The organism is Mycobacterium sp. NGS33 (genome assembly GCF_059812885.1).
On sequence record NZ_JCALDN010000002.1, the window covers coordinates 593474 to 609550 of the forward strand.

Annotated in this window: 13 protein-coding genes; 9 read left to right on the forward strand and 4 right to left on the reverse strand. The window is 66.6% G+C overall.

The window, feature by feature from the left end; translation table 11 throughout:
• Positions 1-35: 35 nt before the first annotated feature.
• Positions 36-1532 carry an acyl-CoA carboxylase subunit beta gene (locus tag AC5Y5B_RS06830; protein WP_112631804.1) on the reverse strand — a complete coding sequence of 499 codons (1497 nt, stop codon included), beginning with the start codon at positions 1530-1532 and terminating at the stop codon, positions 36-38.
• A gap of 210 nt (positions 1533-1742) precedes the next feature.
• On the opposite strand from AC5Y5B_RS06830, the gene AC5Y5B_RS06835 reads away from it, so the two are divergent.
• Genes AC5Y5B_RS06835 through AC5Y5B_RS06855 form a run of 5 tightly spaced genes read left to right on the forward strand, consistent with a single transcriptional unit; the run spans position 1743 to position 7114 of the window.
• Complete coding sequence (locus AC5Y5B_RS06835) at positions 1743-2963, forward strand: cytochrome P450 (RefSeq protein ID WP_112631802.1); 1221 nt, start codon at positions 1743-1745, stop codon at positions 2961-2963.
• A gap of 46 nt (positions 2964-3009) precedes the next feature.
• Positions 3010-3834: an SDR family NAD(P)-dependent oxidoreductase gene (locus AC5Y5B_RS06840; RefSeq protein WP_112631801.1), complete on the forward strand. Its 825-nt coding sequence runs from the start codon at positions 3010-3012 to the stop codon at positions 3832-3834.
• A 53-nt stretch (positions 3835-3887) separates the two neighbouring features.
• On the forward strand, positions 3888-4505 hold the full coding sequence (locus AC5Y5B_RS06845) for a TetR/AcrR family transcriptional regulator (RefSeq protein ID WP_112631800.1): 618 nt from the start codon (positions 3888-3890) through the stop codon (positions 4503-4505).
• Positions 4506-4528: 23 nt separating this feature from the next.
• Positions 4529-5206 (forward strand): hypothetical protein, encoded by a 678-nt coding sequence (locus AC5Y5B_RS06850; protein ID WP_500004521.1) that lies wholly within the window; start codon positions 4529-4531, stop codon positions 5204-5206.
• 3 nt (positions 5207-5209) lie between these two features.
• A complete protein-coding gene (locus AC5Y5B_RS06855) occupies positions 5210-7114 on the forward strand; it encodes a YhgE/Pip family protein (protein WP_500004523.1) in 1905 nt (634 codons plus the stop codon).
• Positions 7115-7122: 8 nt separating this feature from the next.
• Here AC5Y5B_RS06855 and AC5Y5B_RS06860 read toward each other — a convergent pair whose 3' ends face one another.
• Both AC5Y5B_RS06860 and AC5Y5B_RS06865 read right to left on the reverse strand, forming a co-directional pair.
• Complete coding sequence (locus AC5Y5B_RS06860; RefSeq protein ID WP_112631797.1) at positions 7123-8280, reverse strand: Zn-dependent alcohol dehydrogenase; 1158 nt, start codon at positions 8278-8280, stop codon at positions 7123-7125.
• Positions 8277-9509: a cytochrome P450 gene (locus AC5Y5B_RS06865; RefSeq protein ID WP_500004526.1), complete on the reverse strand. Its 1233-nt coding sequence runs from the start codon at positions 9507-9509 to the stop codon at positions 8277-8279. The genes AC5Y5B_RS06860 and AC5Y5B_RS06865 overlap by 4 nt, the downstream gene beginning before the upstream one ends.
• A 296-nt stretch (positions 9510-9805) precedes the next feature.
• On the opposite strand from AC5Y5B_RS06865, the gene AC5Y5B_RS06870 reads away from it, so the two are divergent.
• The 3 genes from AC5Y5B_RS06870 (at position 9806) to AC5Y5B_RS06880 (ending at position 13342) form a co-directional block, all read left to right on the forward strand.
• Positions 9806-10765: an alpha/beta hydrolase gene (locus tag AC5Y5B_RS06870; protein ID WP_112631871.1), complete on the forward strand. Its 960-nt coding sequence runs from the start codon at positions 9806-9808 to the stop codon at positions 10763-10765.
• A gap of 170 nt (positions 10766-10935) precedes the next feature.
• Entirely contained in the window at positions 10936-12087 is a 1152-nt protein-coding gene (locus AC5Y5B_RS06875) for an acyl-CoA dehydrogenase family protein (protein WP_289176291.1), read from the forward strand.
• A 10-nt stretch (positions 12088-12097) separates the two neighbouring features.
• The gene (locus AC5Y5B_RS06880; protein WP_500004529.1) at positions 12098-13342 is read left to right on the forward strand and encodes an acyl-CoA dehydrogenase family protein; all 1245 of its coding nucleotides are present in this window, start codon (positions 12098-12100) and stop codon (positions 13340-13342) included.
• On the opposite strand, the gene AC5Y5B_RS06885 is transcribed toward AC5Y5B_RS06880, so the two are convergent.
• Positions 13339-15306 carry a SpoIIE family protein phosphatase gene (locus AC5Y5B_RS06885; protein WP_500004532.1) on the reverse strand — a complete coding sequence of 656 codons (1968 nt, stop codon included), beginning with the start codon at positions 15304-15306 and terminating at the stop codon, positions 13339-13341. The two genes, AC5Y5B_RS06880 and AC5Y5B_RS06885, sit on opposite strands and share 4 nt — an antisense overlap.
• A gap of 261 nt (positions 15307-15567) precedes the next feature.
• Between AC5Y5B_RS06885 and AC5Y5B_RS06890 the strand changes: the two genes are divergently transcribed.
• Positions 15568-16068: an oxidoreductase gene (locus AC5Y5B_RS06890; RefSeq protein WP_500004534.1), complete on the forward strand. Its 501-nt coding sequence runs from the start codon at positions 15568-15570 to the stop codon at positions 16066-16068.
• Positions 16069-16077 lie beyond the last annotated feature (9 nt).

Here is a 16077-nt window from a genome sequence, read left to right on the forward strand (position 1 = left end):
AAACGCGCCGTCACTTGCAGTTTCGCGGCAGCCTCTCAAGGCATGATGACGGTCCGGGTGACCGGTTCGGCGGCGGCCTGCCTGCCGGACAGGCCGCGCTTCAACGACGCGAGCAGCGCGTCACGCGTCTCGCGGGGATCGATGAGCTCGTCGAAGCCCATGTGTTCGGCCGACCGAAACGACGCCTGCAACTCGGCCTCACGCAACTTCGCGGTGACGTCCTCGCCGGCGTGCGTCGCGCGGCCCAGCGCGGCCGCGCTCATGGCACCCATCGTCGCGCCGGGGTAGGCGAAGGTGGCGGATTGACTATCGAACCCCAGCAGGGACATGACCATGGAGCCGAACCCGTATGCCTTGCGCAGGGTCACGTGCAGCTTCACCGTGGTTGCCGTGGTTTGGGCGGCGAACATTCGTGCTCCGGCGCGCAGCACCCCGCTGCGCTCGGACCGGCTGCCGGGCAGCATGCCGGGATTGTCGGCCAGGAAGACCAGGGGCAGATGGAACGAATCGGCCACCATGATGAAGTGCGCCGCCTTGTCCGCGGCCGCGGCGTCGATGGAGCCGGCGAGCACCTGGGGCTGGTTGGCCACCACCGCGACCGGGTGGCCGCCGAGGTGTGCCAGCGCGCAGATGATCGCCTTGCCGTACTGCGGCTGCACCTCGAACCAGTCGGGCCGGTCGAAGACCACGTCGAGCACGGCGCGCATGTCGTAGACGCGGCGGTTGTCGCGGGAGACGATGTCGAGCAGTTCGGGCGTCGCCCGTGGCTCGGCGTCCTCGTCCTGCGGCAAGGAGGCCGGGTACGACCAGGCGCTCGATGGAAAGTAGGACAGGTAGCGCCGGACGTCGTCGAGGACGGCCTCGTCGTCCTCGGCGACGTTGTGGATCACCCCGCTTGGCACGGCGACATCCGGCCCACCGAGGTCCTCCTTCGAAATGTCTTCTCCGGTGGACTCTTTGACGACGGGTGGTCCGGCGGTGAAGATCGCGCCCTGCCTGCTCATGATCCGGAAGTCGCAGACCGGGGCCACCAGCGCGCCGTGACCGGCCGACGGGCCGAGCACGGCGCCGACGGTCGGGACGCGGCCCGAGCACTGCGCCTGGGCCAGTAGGTCGGTGGGCGTGCGGCCGTAGTGCCCGCCGCCGGGACGAAAGCCGGCGCCCTCGAGCAGCATCACCAGCGGGACCTTGTCCCGCAGTGCCAGTTCGGCGATGCGGTACCGCTTCGAATTGCCACCGGGGCCGATGCTGCCCGCCATGGTGGTGAAGTCCTCGGCGCCCAGCATCACCGGTGAGCCGTTGATCTCACCGGAGCCGACAACCAGGCCGTCGGCCGCGATCTCGCCACCGACCAGGGTGCCGAGCTCACGGAATGTGCCCGGGTCGAGCAGGTAGTCGATGCGGGCGCGCGCGTCGAGCTTTCCCTTGCCGCGATGCTTGTCGAGCCGCTCCGGCCCGCCCATGCCCCACGCCTGCTGACGGCGCCGCTCGAGATCGTCGAGCGTTTCTCCCCAGTCCTGGGCTTTCGCCATGCCTCTGTCCTACCTCATACGGATTCGTCGCGCGACAGTCCTATGGTGGCGACCCCCGGCGCTCGGCTACGCCGCGCTTGCGATCGCCACGCTTTGCAGGGTCACATACTGGATTGCTTACTGTAAAGTTACCCGCATGTCTGACGCCGCTCGCCGGGAGGTCGACGGGGCGTCCCAAATCGAGGAGTCTCATCAGTGAGCGCAACGACGATGGACGAGGCCGCGAAGCTGTTGGCGGACCCGCTGGCGTACACCGACGAGCGGCGGCTGCATGCGGCGCTGACGCACCTGCGCGCCAACGCCCCGGTGTCCTGGGTGGAGGTCCCGAACTACCGGCCGTTCTGGGCTATCACCAAGCACGCCGACATCATGGATATCGAACGCGAAAACATGCTCTTCACGAATTGGCCCCGGCCGGTGCTGACGACCGCCGAAGGCGACGAGATGCAGGCGGCCGCCGGTGTGCGCACGCTGATCCATCTGGACGATCCACAGCATCGCGTGGTGCGCGCCATCGGCTCAGACTGGTTTCGCCCAAAGGCGATGCGGGCGTTGAAGGTTCGGGTGGACGAGCTGGCCAAGATCTACGTCGACAAGATGATGGCGGCCGGGCCCGAATGTGATTTCGTTCAGGAGGTCGCGGTCAATTACCCGCTCTACGTCATCATGTCGTTGCTCGGACTGCCCGAGGCCGATTTCCCGAGGATGCTCAAGCTGACCCAGGAGCTGTTCGGCAGCGACGACTCCGAATTCAAGCGGGGCACCACGAACGAGGATCAGCTGCCCGCGCTGTTCGACATGTTTCAGTACTTCAACGGCGTGACGGCGGCGCGTCGCGAGCACCCGACCGAGGACCTGGCGTCGGCGATCGCGAACGCCCGCGTCGACGGCGAACCCTTGTCGGACATCGACACCGTGTCCTACTACCTGATCGTGGCCACCGCCGGCCACGACACCACCAGCGCGACCATTTCCGGCGGGCTGCACGCGCTCATCGAGAATCCCGACCAATGCCGCCGCCTGCGCGACAACCTGGACTTGATGCCGCTGGCCACCGAGGAGATGATCCGCTGGGTGACGCCGGTCAAGGAATTCATGCGGACCGCCGCCAAGGACACGACCGTGCGTGGGGTGCCCATCGCCGCGGGGGAGTCGGTACTGCTGTCCTATGTTTCTGCCAACCGTGACGAGGAGGTCTTCAGCGATCCGTTCCGCTTCGACGTCGGTCGCGACCCCAACAAGCACGTGGCCTTCGGTTATGGCGTGCACTTCTGCATGGGTGCGGCGCTGGCCCGCATGGAGGTCAACAGCTTCTTTTCCGAACTGCTGCCCAGGCTGAAATCCATTGAGCTGACGGGTGATCCAGAGCTGGTCGCCACCACGTTCGTCGGCGGCCTCAAGCACCTACCGGTGCGCTACTCGCTCGCCTGACCGCGGCCGCGCCGACTGTCGATACACTCCCCGGGGAGGTCTCGCAATGACGCGCAGGACGATCGTCATCACGGGTGCCAGCGACGGCATCGGCGCGGCGGCGGCGCGTCGGCTCAGCCGCACCGGCGACCAGATCGTCGTGGTGGGCCGCTCCCAAGCCAAGACCGCCGCGGTGGCCGCCGAATTGAACGCGGACTACTTCGTCGCCGATTACGCCGACCTGTCCCAGGTGCGGGCGCTGGCGGACAAGCTTCGTTCGCAATATCCGCGCATCGACGTGTTGCTCAACAATGCGGGCAGGATGGCCAGCAAGATCGAGCTGACCCCCGACGGCTACGAACGCACCTATCAGGTCAACTACCTGGCGCCGTTCCTGCTGACCACCCGATTGCTGGAGGTGCTGCTGGAGTCACGCGCCACGATCGTCAACACGACCAGCTCGTCGCACAAGTTGATCTTCCGGGCCACCGTCGACGACCTGGAGAACACCGCCCGCCGCCGGCCCGCCGCCGCGTACGCGTTCTCGAAGCTGGCAATCGTGTTGTTCACCAAGGAATTACACCGGCGCTACCACGCCGGCGGCCTTTCCGTCGCGACCGTGCATCCGGGCAACGTCAACTCCAACATCGGCGTCGCCTCGGGGTCGCAATTTCTGGTGTTCATGCAGCGCTACACCCCAGCGGTGCTGTTCATCTCGAGCCCGGACCAGGGCGCCGACCAGTTGGTGCGGCTCGCGTCGAGCACGCCCGTTGTGGAGTGGACGCCCGGCGCGTACTACGCCAAGCGCAAGATCGCCAAAACCAGTCGTCTGGCGGATAACCCGCGATTGGCCGCCGAACTGTGGGAGCGCACCGCCGCCACGCTCGGCTGACGGCTCCAGGGTGATCTTCGATACTTGCTAGTATCTAACCGATACTGGGCGGTATGCTGCTCCACATGTCGCCTGTCAAACCGCTTCGCACCCGCCCCACCCGGGGCGAGGTTCGTGACCGCATCCTGGATGCGGCGTCGAAGGTGTTCGCGGCCGAGGGTTTCGCCGGTGCCACCATCGACGCGATCGGTCAGGCCGCGGGCTTCACCAAGGGTGCCGTCTACTCGAACTTCGAGTCGAAGGACGAACTGTTTCTGGCCCTGCTCGACCGCGAGTTCGAGCTGCGCGGGGAGCAGATCGCGATAGCGCTGGACCGCAGCGACGGCGACACCGCCGCGGCCGCGCGTGAGGTGAGCCGGTCGGTGCTCGACTCGGTCCGCGATCATTCCGACTACTACGTGCTGCTCGTCGAGTACTGGCTGCGGGCCCAGCGCGATCCACAGCTTCGGGAACGCCTGATCGGGCGCCGTCGCGCCGCGGCCGACCAGGCACTGCACATCGTCGAATCGACCGACACCGTGCCGGGCGACCGGAGGCTGACCGACGTCGCCCAGCTCGTCGTCACCCTCAACCTGGGCGTCGCGATGGAAGAGGTGCTGCGTCCCGGAACCATCAACCCCGATCTGCTCGCACAACTGATCACCGCACTGCTGGAATCGATTCCGGTTTGAAGGCGATGAGGGAAAGCCACACCATGGATGCCAAAGACGAACCGGACGACGTCGCACCGGTGATCACCGCCACCGGACTGGGGGTCGACGGCGAGCACGGGCCGCTCTTCTCGGGGGTCGACCTGGCCCTCACACCGGGTTTCCACGCGATCCAGATGCCCGGCGGGCCGGGGCAGACCACGCTGCTGCTGACGCTCGCGGGACGTTTCAAACCGAGTCGCGGCACACTGACCGTCCTCGGCGAAACAACCCCGCGCGCGATCCGCCGGCAGTGCTCAATCGCGGCCTTCGACGACATCGACGAGCTGGAGGATTCGGTGACCGTGGGGACCGTGCTCGCCGAGCAGCGACGGTGGCTGGCGCCGTGGTATTCGTCGGTGCCGCTGCAATCGGGTCCGGCCGAGCTGACCGAGGTCTTCGGCGAGATGGTCCCGCCGACCGCCGACACCTACATCGTCGAATTGTCAGACCTCGAACTGTTTTTGCTGCGCATCACGCTGGCGCTGTTGTCGCATCGTCCGATCCTCGTGGTCGGCGACCTCGAACAGGTTCGTGACAATTCGCGGCGAACGATCGCGACCGACAGGCTCGGCGTGATCGCGAAGCAGCGCACTGTCGTCGTCGGGGTGACCAACCCGCTCGGCACGGACGCACCCGACCACGAACTACACGATCACCGGATCCTGACCGGAGAGGGCTGAAAGATGCTGGCTGGACTCGCCTTTGGCTCAGAGATCAAGCGTTTCGGCCGTAGCCGACTGACGCGCGTGGCCATCGTCGTCCTGATGCTGCTGCCCCTGGTGTACGGGGCCCTGTACCTGTGGGCGTTCTGGGATCCCTTCGGCCACACCAACAAGATGCCGGTGGCGCTGGTCAACTCCGACCGTGGCGCCGTGGTGTCCGGGCAGCAGTTCAACGCCGGCGCGGAGATCGCCAAGAGCCTGACCGCGGACGGCGGCCTCGACTGGCACGTCGTGGACTTACCGGAGGCACGCAACGGAGTCGACCACGGCAAGTACTACTTCATGGTGGAGTTACCGCCGGACTTCAGCGCGGCGATCGCGTCGCCGGTGACCGGGCAACCGAAGAAGGCCAACCTGATCGCCGTCTACAACGACGCCAACAACTACATCTCGACGAGTATCGGTCGTACCGCCATCGGCCAGGTGCTCAACGCCGTCTCCAGCAGGATCTCGGGACAGGCCGTCAATCAGATGCTCTCCGTGGTGGTTTCGTCGGGATCGGGCATCAAACAGGCGGCGGACGGGGCCGCGCAACTCGACGACGGCGCCGGGCAGCTGGTGTCCGGCCTGGACTCCGCGCGGTCCGGCTCGGCAACGCTCGCAGCTGGCGCCAAGCAACTGTCAGACGGAATCACCCAGGCCACCGACCCCCTGCTCGCGGTGACCAGGGCGGTGTCGCAGATCGGTGGCAGCACGCAGCAATTGCAACAGGGCGCAGCCGCGCTTGCGCAGGTCAACGACCAGCTCGGTGGCATCGCCGCGGCGCAGGATGCCGCCGCGAGCTCGCTGTCATCGGTGATCGATCAGCTCTCCGCACGCCAGGATCCGCTGGCGAACAACCTGCGCGGCATCCAGGATCAGCTCCGGGGCCACCAATTCACGCCCCAGATCCGCCAGCAGCTCACGGACGCGCAGAACGCGGCGATCGCCATGACATCGGGGTTGCGTAACCCGGGCAGCCCGCTCGGCTCGGCGCTCGACCAGGTCGGCAGCAAGGGGCAGGAACTGACCAACAAGCTCACCCAGCTGCGCGACGGAGCCCAGCAAGTCGCCACCGGCAACGCCGAATTGTCCGGTGGCATCGCGAAGCTCGACGACGGCGCACACCAACTCAAGGCGGGATCGGCCGAGCTGGCGACCAAACTCGCCGACGGGGCCAAGCAGGTACCCAACTGGACAAGCCAGCAAAAGGATGCGGTCGCCGACACCATCGGTGGTCCGGTGCAACTCGAGGCTTCACATGAGAACGCCGCGCCCAACTTCGGCACCGGGATGGCGCCGTTCTTCCTCACGCTCGCCTTGTTCTTCGGCGCGTTGGTGCTGTGGATGGTGCTGCGGCCCTTGCAGACTCGCGCCATCGCCGCTGAGGTGCTCGCATTCCGCGTGGTGCTCGCCAGCTACCTGCCCGCCGCCGCGATCGCGCTATTCCAAGCCGTCATTCTCTACTGCGTGGTCCGGTTCGCCCTCGGTATGCACGCCGTGCACCCGGTGGCCATGCTGGGCTTCATGGTGCTGATCTCCGGCGCGTTCGTGGCCGCGACTCAGGCGATCAATGCGCTGGTCGGTCCAGCGGTGGGCCGGGTGCTGATCATGGCTCTGCTCATGCTGCAACTCGTCAGCGCGGGCGGCATGTATCCGGTGGAAACCACGTCGCGGCCGTTCCAGATCCTGCATCGCTTCGACCCGATGACCTATGGCGTCAACGGGCTCCGGCAGCTCATTCTCGGCGGCATCGACGCCCGCCTATGGCAGGCGATCATCGTGCTGGCCGGGATAACCGCTGTCGCACTGGCGATCTCCTGCCTGTCGGCGCGACGAGACCGGCTCTGGAATCTGAGCAGGCTGATCCCCGCGATCAAGATGTAGGCACAGTCTCAGGCGATCCCGAAATCGATGATGCCCCGCACGATTCTGCCGCCCAGTAGATCGTCGTAGGCGTCGTTGACCTCGTCGAGGCGATAGCGCTTGGTGATCATCTCGTCGAGCTGGAGCTGACCGGTCTGATAGAGCCGGGCCAGCCGGGAGATGTCCGCCTTCGGGTTGCACGAGCCGAATATGGTGCCCGCCAACGTCTTGTTCATCAGGATGAAGTCCTGCAGGTCGATCTTGACCGAGCGGGTCAGCTGCGAGGTCATGCCGGTGAGCACGCAGGTGCCGCCCTTGCGGGTGAGCTTCACCGCGTCACGGACGTCCTCGGCGGTGATCAAGGACGGCGAGACCACCACCGCGTCGGCCATCACCCCGTATGTCAACTCCCGCACCACGTCCATCGCCTCGGCGATCGTCGCCACGCTGTGCGTCGCGCCGAATTGCAGCGCCGATTTCTGCTTGAAGTCCACCGGGTCGACGGCCACGATCTGCGCGGCGCCGTTGATCCGGGCACCCTGGATCGCGCCCGTCCCGATCCCGCCGACACCGATCACCGCGACGGTGTCCCCGGCGCGCATGTTCGACCGGTTGGCGACCGAGCCGTAACCGGTCGGGATGGCACAGGACAGCAGCGCGCTCGACGTCAGCGGCAGGTGTTCCTCGATCTTCACCAGTGAATTCGTCGATACCACAGTGTGTTCGGCGAATGCACCGATCTTGGCGATGTGGCCGAGGTTGTGACCGTCGGCGGTGTGGTGGCGGAACGTGCCGTCCGTGGGCATCCCGGGGATCATGGTGCCGATGCCGACGTCGCACAGGTACTCGATTCCGCTGGCGCACCAACGGCATTGGCCGCACACGGCGACGAACGACATCACCACGTGATCGCCCGGGACGAAATCGGTGACGCCGGGGCCGACCTCACGCACGATGCCGGAACCCTCGTGGCCGCCGATCGTCGGGAACATGGTCGGCAGCCCCATGGACCGCATCACCTCATTGGGCGCCGACATGTCACCTTTGAGGATGTGGTCGTCGGAGTGGCACAAGCCGGCGGCCGCCATCTGCACCAGGACCTCGCCGGCCTTGGGGGGATCGAGCTCGAATTCCTCGACGGACCACGGGCCGCCGACGTCATGCAGGATCGCTGCGCGGCTTCTCATGCGGCGGGGGCGAACGTGACCGGAAGCTTGTTGGGCGACCGGAAGGTGAGCCCGACGATCTTGGATTCCTCACCGGTTCCGTCGTCGGGCACGAACGCCAGCCGTTCGACGCGGTCGAACAGGCTGTTCAGCATGACTCGCGTTTCCAGGCGGGCCAGGTGCATGCCGAGGCACATGTGGATACCGCCTGCGAAGGCGATGTGGGCTTGGCGCGGCCGGCGGAGGTCGAACGTGTTCGGGTCGGTCCAGCGGCTTTCGTCGCGATTGGCCGACCCCATACACATGTCGATCTGGGCCTCGGCCGGGATCGTCTTGCCGCCGATTTCGACTTCTTCGGTCGTGGTCCGCATGACCATGGTCAGTGGCGTTTCGTACCGCAGGCCCTCCTCGATCGCCATCGGTATCAGGGAGCGATCCCGATACACCATCGCCAGCTGGTCGGGATGGGTCAGCAACAGGTACAACAGATTGCCCGAGGAGCGGTAGGTGGTCTCCAATCCGGCCGGCAACAACAACCGCAAGAAGGCGATGATGGCCTCGTCGGTGAGCTTTTCCCCGGCGATCTCGGCGGCGACCAGGTCGCCGATGATGTCGTCGGTCAGCTTGCGCCGGCGCTGCTCGACCTGTTTGAGGAAGTAGTCGTAGAGCTCGGTCGCGGCGTTCAATCCCGCCACGATGTCGGTAGGGATGGAGATCAGGTCCAGCGACAGGCGGCGGAACAGGTCTAGATCCTCGGCGGGCAGACCGAGCAGCGTCGAGATGATCCGGGTGGGAAATTCGAAGGTCACCGCCTTCACCAGATCGGCATGACCGTCGTTCTTGATTTCGTCGACCAGTTGATCGCAGACCGGCCCGATGACCTTCGGTTCCCAGCGTTCCAGCGCGGTCGCGCGGAACGCCTTGGCGACCAGGTTGCGGTGGTCGTGGTGCTCCCGGCCGCCCATCGCCAGGATGGTGTGTCCCATCACCAGCCCGATCGTCTTGTCGTAGGCGGCCGAGGTGAAGATGCGGTCGTCGCGAAAAGCTTGGGAGACACCGTCGTAGCCGAACAGGACCCATTCGTCGTTGGGCCGCAGCTCTTCCGGCAACTGGCTGTTATCGCTCAGGGAACCGTGCCACACCGGGTCGGTGAGACGCATGTGCTGGAAGAAGGGATAGGGACTGGTTTCGCCGGTGAAATCCAATGAAGGTACGACGGGCTGACCGTTCGGGCCAGTGCTGAGCGTCATCAGCGCTCCTCCTGAAACAACCGATAAGGCCGTTCACGCGGACCACAGCAAGTGCCCGCGAAATCCACGGCGGATGGGACCGAGCGGAAAATAGCTATCATAGTATAGATAGCAACGTAGCCCAACGGCCCGACGCTTTCCATCGCCCCCGCCGACCTCGTCGGGCGTCCCGCGGCGCCGAGCACCTCGTGTGTCAACTCCCAAAAGCGCAGGTCTACCTTGAAGGTGGGTTCCGGGCACGCCTACCCTCCGGGACCGCCGACGAGCCCGCACGACGAGCCCGAAAATGAGTGGACATGACACAGACGAATCTGGCCCGGCCCCACGGCCTCACTCGCATCGATCCGGTGTTGCGCGATGCCGCCGTGGCGTTGGGCGCCTTCGAATTCCGCGCCGAGACGCTGCCGGCCGAGCGTGAACACGCCAACCTGCTGGCCGCGCAGCGCGCCGCATCGGCGGACACCACCGGCGTCACCATCGATTCGCGATCCATCGCCGGACCGGATGGTCAGCAACTCGAGCTGCGGTTGTACCGCGGCCACACCGAATCCCCGGCGCCCCTGGTGATCTACGCCCATGGCGGCGGGTTCGTCACCGGAAACCTCGAGACCGACCACGCGCACTGCGCGGAGTTGGCCCGTGACGGCGCGTGCCTGGTGGTCTCGGTCGACTACCGGCTCGCGCCGGAGCATCCGTGCCCGGCGGCGCTCGACGATGTCGAAGCGGCCTTGCGTTACGCCGTCGACAACAGCGCGGAACTGGACGCCGACGCCGGCCGCATCGCGGTGATGGGCCGGGACGCCGGTGCCGCACTGGTCGCGGGGCTGACCCAGCGCATGTTCGACCAGGAAGGCCCGGCGATCCGGATGCAGATCCTGCACCAGCCGATGCTCGATTCCGACGCCACGCCCTCGCGTCGCGAATTCCAGCGGACCCCGGGCCTCAACGGTCCGGCGGTGAGCCGGGCATGGAACCACTACCTCGGCCACGCCAGCGCCAACGGTCAGCATGTCCCGGCGCACCGAGCCAACCTCGAAGGCCTGCCGCCGACGTTCGTCAGCTGCTCCGAGATCGATCCCTGCCGCGACGAGGCCATCGACTACGCGAACCGGTTGTTGCACGCCTACGTCCATACCGAATTGCATGTGATCGCCGCGACCTTCAACGGCTTCGACTCGATGGTGCCGGATTGGGTTGTTTCCCAGGAGAATCGGGCCCTGCACGCGCAGGCGGTGCGCCGCGTGTTCGCCATGTAGCGCTCGGCCCCGCTTTTACCGACTGAACTCCGGTATCTCTTACCGTATTGCGCGTTGCTAACATCGGAAACGCCAGCCAACCGAGGACCGATCGGGCGGATGATCAAACACTCAAACCGTTTCCGTTGCAGCCGCAACGATCGAATGTCAAGAAGGATCCCCTCGGCACCATGACCACCCTCGACTCTCCGGAGAAGATCCTCTTCACCTCGACCACCCAGGCCTTTCTGGAGAAGGAAGCGCCGCTGCGCCGGGTGCGCGAGCTGCACGCCGAGGGCACCTCGTTCGATCCCGCATGGTGGCGTCGCGCCGCCGAGCTCGGCTGGACCGCGCTGCTGGTCCCGGAGGAGTTGGGTGGCGGAAGCGTCTCGGGGAACGGTTTCGCCGACCTGGCCACGGTCGCCGAACAACTCGGCAAGACGGTGGCGCCCGGGCCGCTGTATCCGGTCAGCACCGTGCTCACCGGGCTTGTCGAGTGCGCGAATTCGGACGAGCACGCGGACACCATCGAGGCGTTGATCGCCGGTGAGGCCGTGGCGTCCTGGACCGTGTGTGAGCCGGGTCAGGGGTGGGCGCCGCTGAGTCCGTCGGTGACGGCAACCAAGACGGACTCGGGCTACCGCATCGACGGCATCAAGGACCGCGTCGAGGCGGGGGCCCAGAGTGCGGCGCTGCTGGTGGTGGCGCGCGGCGACGCGGACGCCGCGCGGGTCGGCCAGTTTCTGGTGCCGACGGACGCGCCGGGCGTCCGGATCGAACCCCAGCAATCGGTCGATCTGGTCAAGCAGTACGCCCGCGTGCACTTCGACGGAGTCGTGGTGCCACGATCCGCGGCCGTCGGCACCGCCGACGAGACGGCCGCGCTCATCGAGCGACAGAGCCAGATCGCCCAGGTGCTGCAGTGCGCCGAGGTGGTCGGCGCCCTGCAGACGGTGTTCGACCTCACCGTGCAGTGGGCGCTGGACCGGCACACGTTCGGTCGTCCGCTGGCGTCCTACCAGGCCCTCAAGCACAAGTTCGCCGACATGAAGCTCTGGCTGGAGGCCTGTCGCGCCACCACCGCAGCGGCGGTCGCCGACGTAGCGGCCCGCGCGCCGGAAGCGAACCTGTCGGCCAGCATCGCGAAGTCCTACGTGGGTGAGATGGCCGGCCAGATCGTCCAGGCCTGCGTGCAGATGCACGGGGGCATCGGTGTCACCTGGGAACACGACCTGCACCTGTATCTGCGTCGGATCACGTTGTACCGCGGCATGTTCGGGACGCCGGAGGAACACAATCTACGTGTCTACGAGTTCGAGAAGGCGGGTCGTTCGGCGAAATGAGGAAGACCCGATGACGTCGACCGAGTCCGTCGCGCAGTTCGCCGCCCGGGCCAGGGCATGGCTGGCGGAAAACATGCCCGCCATCGACCGGGAGGCCCCGCCGGCCGCGCCGCGCGACGACGAACGGTCGTGGTTGCGGGCCCGCGAACTGCAAAGGCGGTTGTACGACGGGGGATTCGCCGGCATCTGCTTTCCCCGCGAGTACGGCGGACTGGGGCTGGACTACGAATACCAGAAGGCATTCGACGCCGAGTCCCTCGACTACGAGATGCCCTTGATCCTCAACACCCCGACGTTCACCATCTGCTGCGCCACGCTGCTCGACACCGGCAGCGAAGAACAGAAGAAGCAGCACATCGCCGCCGCGCTGCGCGGCGATGAGGTGTTGGTGCAGTTGTTGAGCGAACCCAGCGGCGGATCGGATCTGGCCGGCGTCCTCACCCGGGCCGAGCGCCGTGACGATCGTTGGATCATCAACGGCGCCAAGACCTGGAGCACGAGCGCGTTCGCCGCCGATTACGGCCTGTGTCTGGCCCGCACCAACTGGGATGTGCCCAAGCACGAGGGCCTGACGATGTTCCTGGTGCCCATCGCGCATCCGGGAATCACGTTGCGGCACATCACGATGCTGAGCGGCTCCACCGAATTCTGCGAGGAGTTCCTCGACGGGGTCGACGTCGGAGACGACGCGGTCGTCGGGGAGGTCAACGACGGCTGGGCGGTGGCGTCGCGGCAGCTCTACCACGAACGCCGAGCGGTGGGGCAGGGGTCCGAGTTCGCCAGCGGCAGCGGCAGCGAGGGCGGCAACGCGATCCCGGTGGACTACGTGGCCCTTGCGGAGAAGACCGGGCAGGCCGATAACGAACGCGTGCAGGAGATGGCCGGTCGCGCCCTGGTGCACCGCGCGGTGGCCGAGCAACTGATCGGTCACGTGTATCGCAGCGTCAGGGACGGCGCGCTGCCGCCGGCGGCCGGGACGCTCATCCGCCTTTTTCACTCCGAGACCACGACGACGGATGTCGACACGGCACTGGCAATCGCGGGAAGCGCCGGTGTGGTGGGAGAACCGGGCGGCGGACTCGAAACGGGCCTGCGCTACTTGTCCCGGCAGACCGTCGCGATCGGCGGCGGCACCACCGAGATGGCCCGTAACGTCATCGGCGAGCGGGTGCTGGGCTTTCCCCGGGAATACGCGGCCGACCGCGGCGTGCCATTCAACCAGGTGCGGCACGGCGAAAGGGCCGACCGGGCTTAGCCTTCGGCGACGACGTTTTCGGCGAGGCCGCTTACCACGGGGATCTGAACCAGCGACAACACATGGTGCGCCGGGCTTCCCGGCGGAGCCACCAACACGTATTCACTGCCCTGTCGCTGCGCCCGTTCGCGGGCGGCGGCCAGCGCGCTGACTCCGGCCGACCCGAGGTGGGTGACGGCGCTCAGGTCGACCGTCAATGGTGCTATGCCGGAACGGCTTTCGACGGCGATCTGACGGTCCAGGGTGGACGCGGTGTTGGAGTCGACGTCGCCACTGACCACGATGCGGCCCGGTTCGCTGATCTCGGATACGAATTCCACGCTGACCGTTCGACGCTCGGCCACCCGGCTGATCACGGAATCGGTGACGAAACTCGCCGGCCGCGAGAGCCGGTGTGTCACACTGGCCGTCGTTCCCTCGGAGCCGTGGCTGACGTGCGCCTCCGACACCAGAGCCTCGGCCATGGCGAGGCCGCGACCACGCCCGGTCTCGCCCTCGCGGTGATCCTTCCACCGGCCGCGGTCGGTCACCGAGGCGTGCAGGTTGCCCTCACCGGACAGCGTCGCCTCGACGACAACGCCGTCGGCGACCTCGGTGGCATACCCGTGCTCGACCGCGTTTTCGACGAACTCCGAGATCGCGTGCACCACGTCGGAGATGTCGTCCGCGTCGGCGCCGGCTTCCGACAGCCATTGGCGCAGGCGGGTGCGCACCATGCGCGCCGCACGGATCGTCGCATCCAGTGTCAGGTGCAGCGGTGCGGGCGGCGTCCGGCGTTGTGCCGCAAGGAGTGTCACGTCGTCGCTGTAGCCGGTCGAGCGCAGCAGTAATTCCAGTGTCTCCGAACAGATGCGGTCGATCGCCCGCACCGAGGACTCGATGACGAAGCCCCGGTGTCCGCCCGCGATGTTCGCGGCCAGCTCGGCGAATTCGGCGGTGCTGGCGCCCAGCGGCCGGCCCGGTCTTTCGATGAGGCCGTCGGTGTACAGCAGGATCGAGTCGCCTATCTCGAGGAATTCGTTGCGCACCGGAAAACCGGTGCCGCTGCCGAGGGGTCCGGCGCCGGAAGGCTCCAGATAGCGTGCGGTGGCGTCCGCCGTCACCAGCAGCGGCGGCGGGTGTCCCGCCGTGCAGTACCGGAATTCGCCCGTGGCGAAGTCCAGCGATCCGACGCAGATCGTGGCCGTGTTCGACCCGGGGACGTGCTTGCGGAAGCGGTCGACCGCCTCGAGCGCTTCGGCGATCGGGTATCCCGCCACGACCTGCATCCGCAGCGCGGTACGCAGTTGCGACATCACCGCGGCCGCTTCGACGCCATGGCCCACGACGTCACCGACGACGAGCACCAGCCGATCGCCAAGGGGTATCGCGTCGAACCAGTCGCCGCCGGCCGCGGTGTCCTCCGCGGCGACGAGATACTGCGCGGTCACGTCCGCGCCGGGGATGACGGGCACCGAGGGTGCCAGCAGCGCCTGCTGCATCACGGTGGCGGAATCGCGGACGTTGCGGTACCGCTCGGAGAGCTCCTCGAGGCGAGCTTCGGCGGCCATCCGCGTCTGCACCCGGCTTGTGACGTCGACGAAGGCAAGCTGCACGCCTTCGATCGAGCCGTCCCCCGCGCGGCGCGGGGTGACGATGAAGTCGAAGAAGTGTTCCTGGGCCTGTCCCGTGCCGTCGAAGTCGGCCTGGACCCGCCATTCTGTGCCCGACTGTTGTTCGCCCGTTTGATATACCTGGTCGAACATGTGGAGGATTTCTTGGCTCTCCAGCTCGGGATAGATGTCGCGCACAAAAAGCCCGATGGAGTCAATTGGCGGACTGAGTGTGCGGTACGCGGCGTTGACCGCGACAAATCGGTGGTCGGGCCCCTCGAGGCCGACCAGCAGCGCGGGGACGTTCTCGAAGACGCGGCGCACGTCCTCGGCCGCACCGACGGTTCTGTCCCAGTCCTTCTCGGCCACCATCTGGCCGTTCCTCCTAGCAGCCCCGAGCGGCCCGCAGCGAAGGGCCGAGTCGAAAACCGGGTCAATGGGTGGACCTAATTTGCACACGTAGTTGTTCAGATTAGCAATGGTTCTTGGATGCGTATTGCAACGGTTTGGTTACCGCTGTGAATTGTGTCGGCTAATTTGCTTGGCAAATGCAATTGACGCCTACGAAAATCGCGGCCGTCGAAGGCAAAACGGCGCCCGTTTGCGGCCCGTACGGGCGGGTACCTCGCTGTCGTGGTCGATCTCGTGGCTCGACGCGCGTCGGCGCTGTGGCGGCGCCTGCTGACGTCACCGGTGCTGACCTTGAACGGTTGGGTGGCATTCAACTTGCCCCGTGCGGTGACCGCGCTGGGCGGGGCGCTGCTGACGGGTCTGGTTGCGGTGCACGTCTACGTGCTGGGCACTCGGCCCGACCTGCCGGGGTATTTCGCCGCCTACGTGCTTGTGTTGGCAGCCGCCTGCCTGATCGCGGCGAGCGCCATGGTGATCGGCATCAAACCCTCAGTGCCCCAAGCCGGTTGGTATCTCGGCAGCCTGATCTGCTCGGCCTTCCTGGTCGTGTACCTGGTCACCCGTTGGGCCGGCCTGCCCGGATTGGGAGCGGTGACCGCCCGATGGGACTTCGCGCCGGGAACATTGGCAATGGTGTGCGCGGCGGCTTTCATCGCCGTACACACGACCGTGTTATCGGGCATCAACGTGGCCTATCCGCAAAGGCAGCAGTGGTATGACTGACGGGGGCCA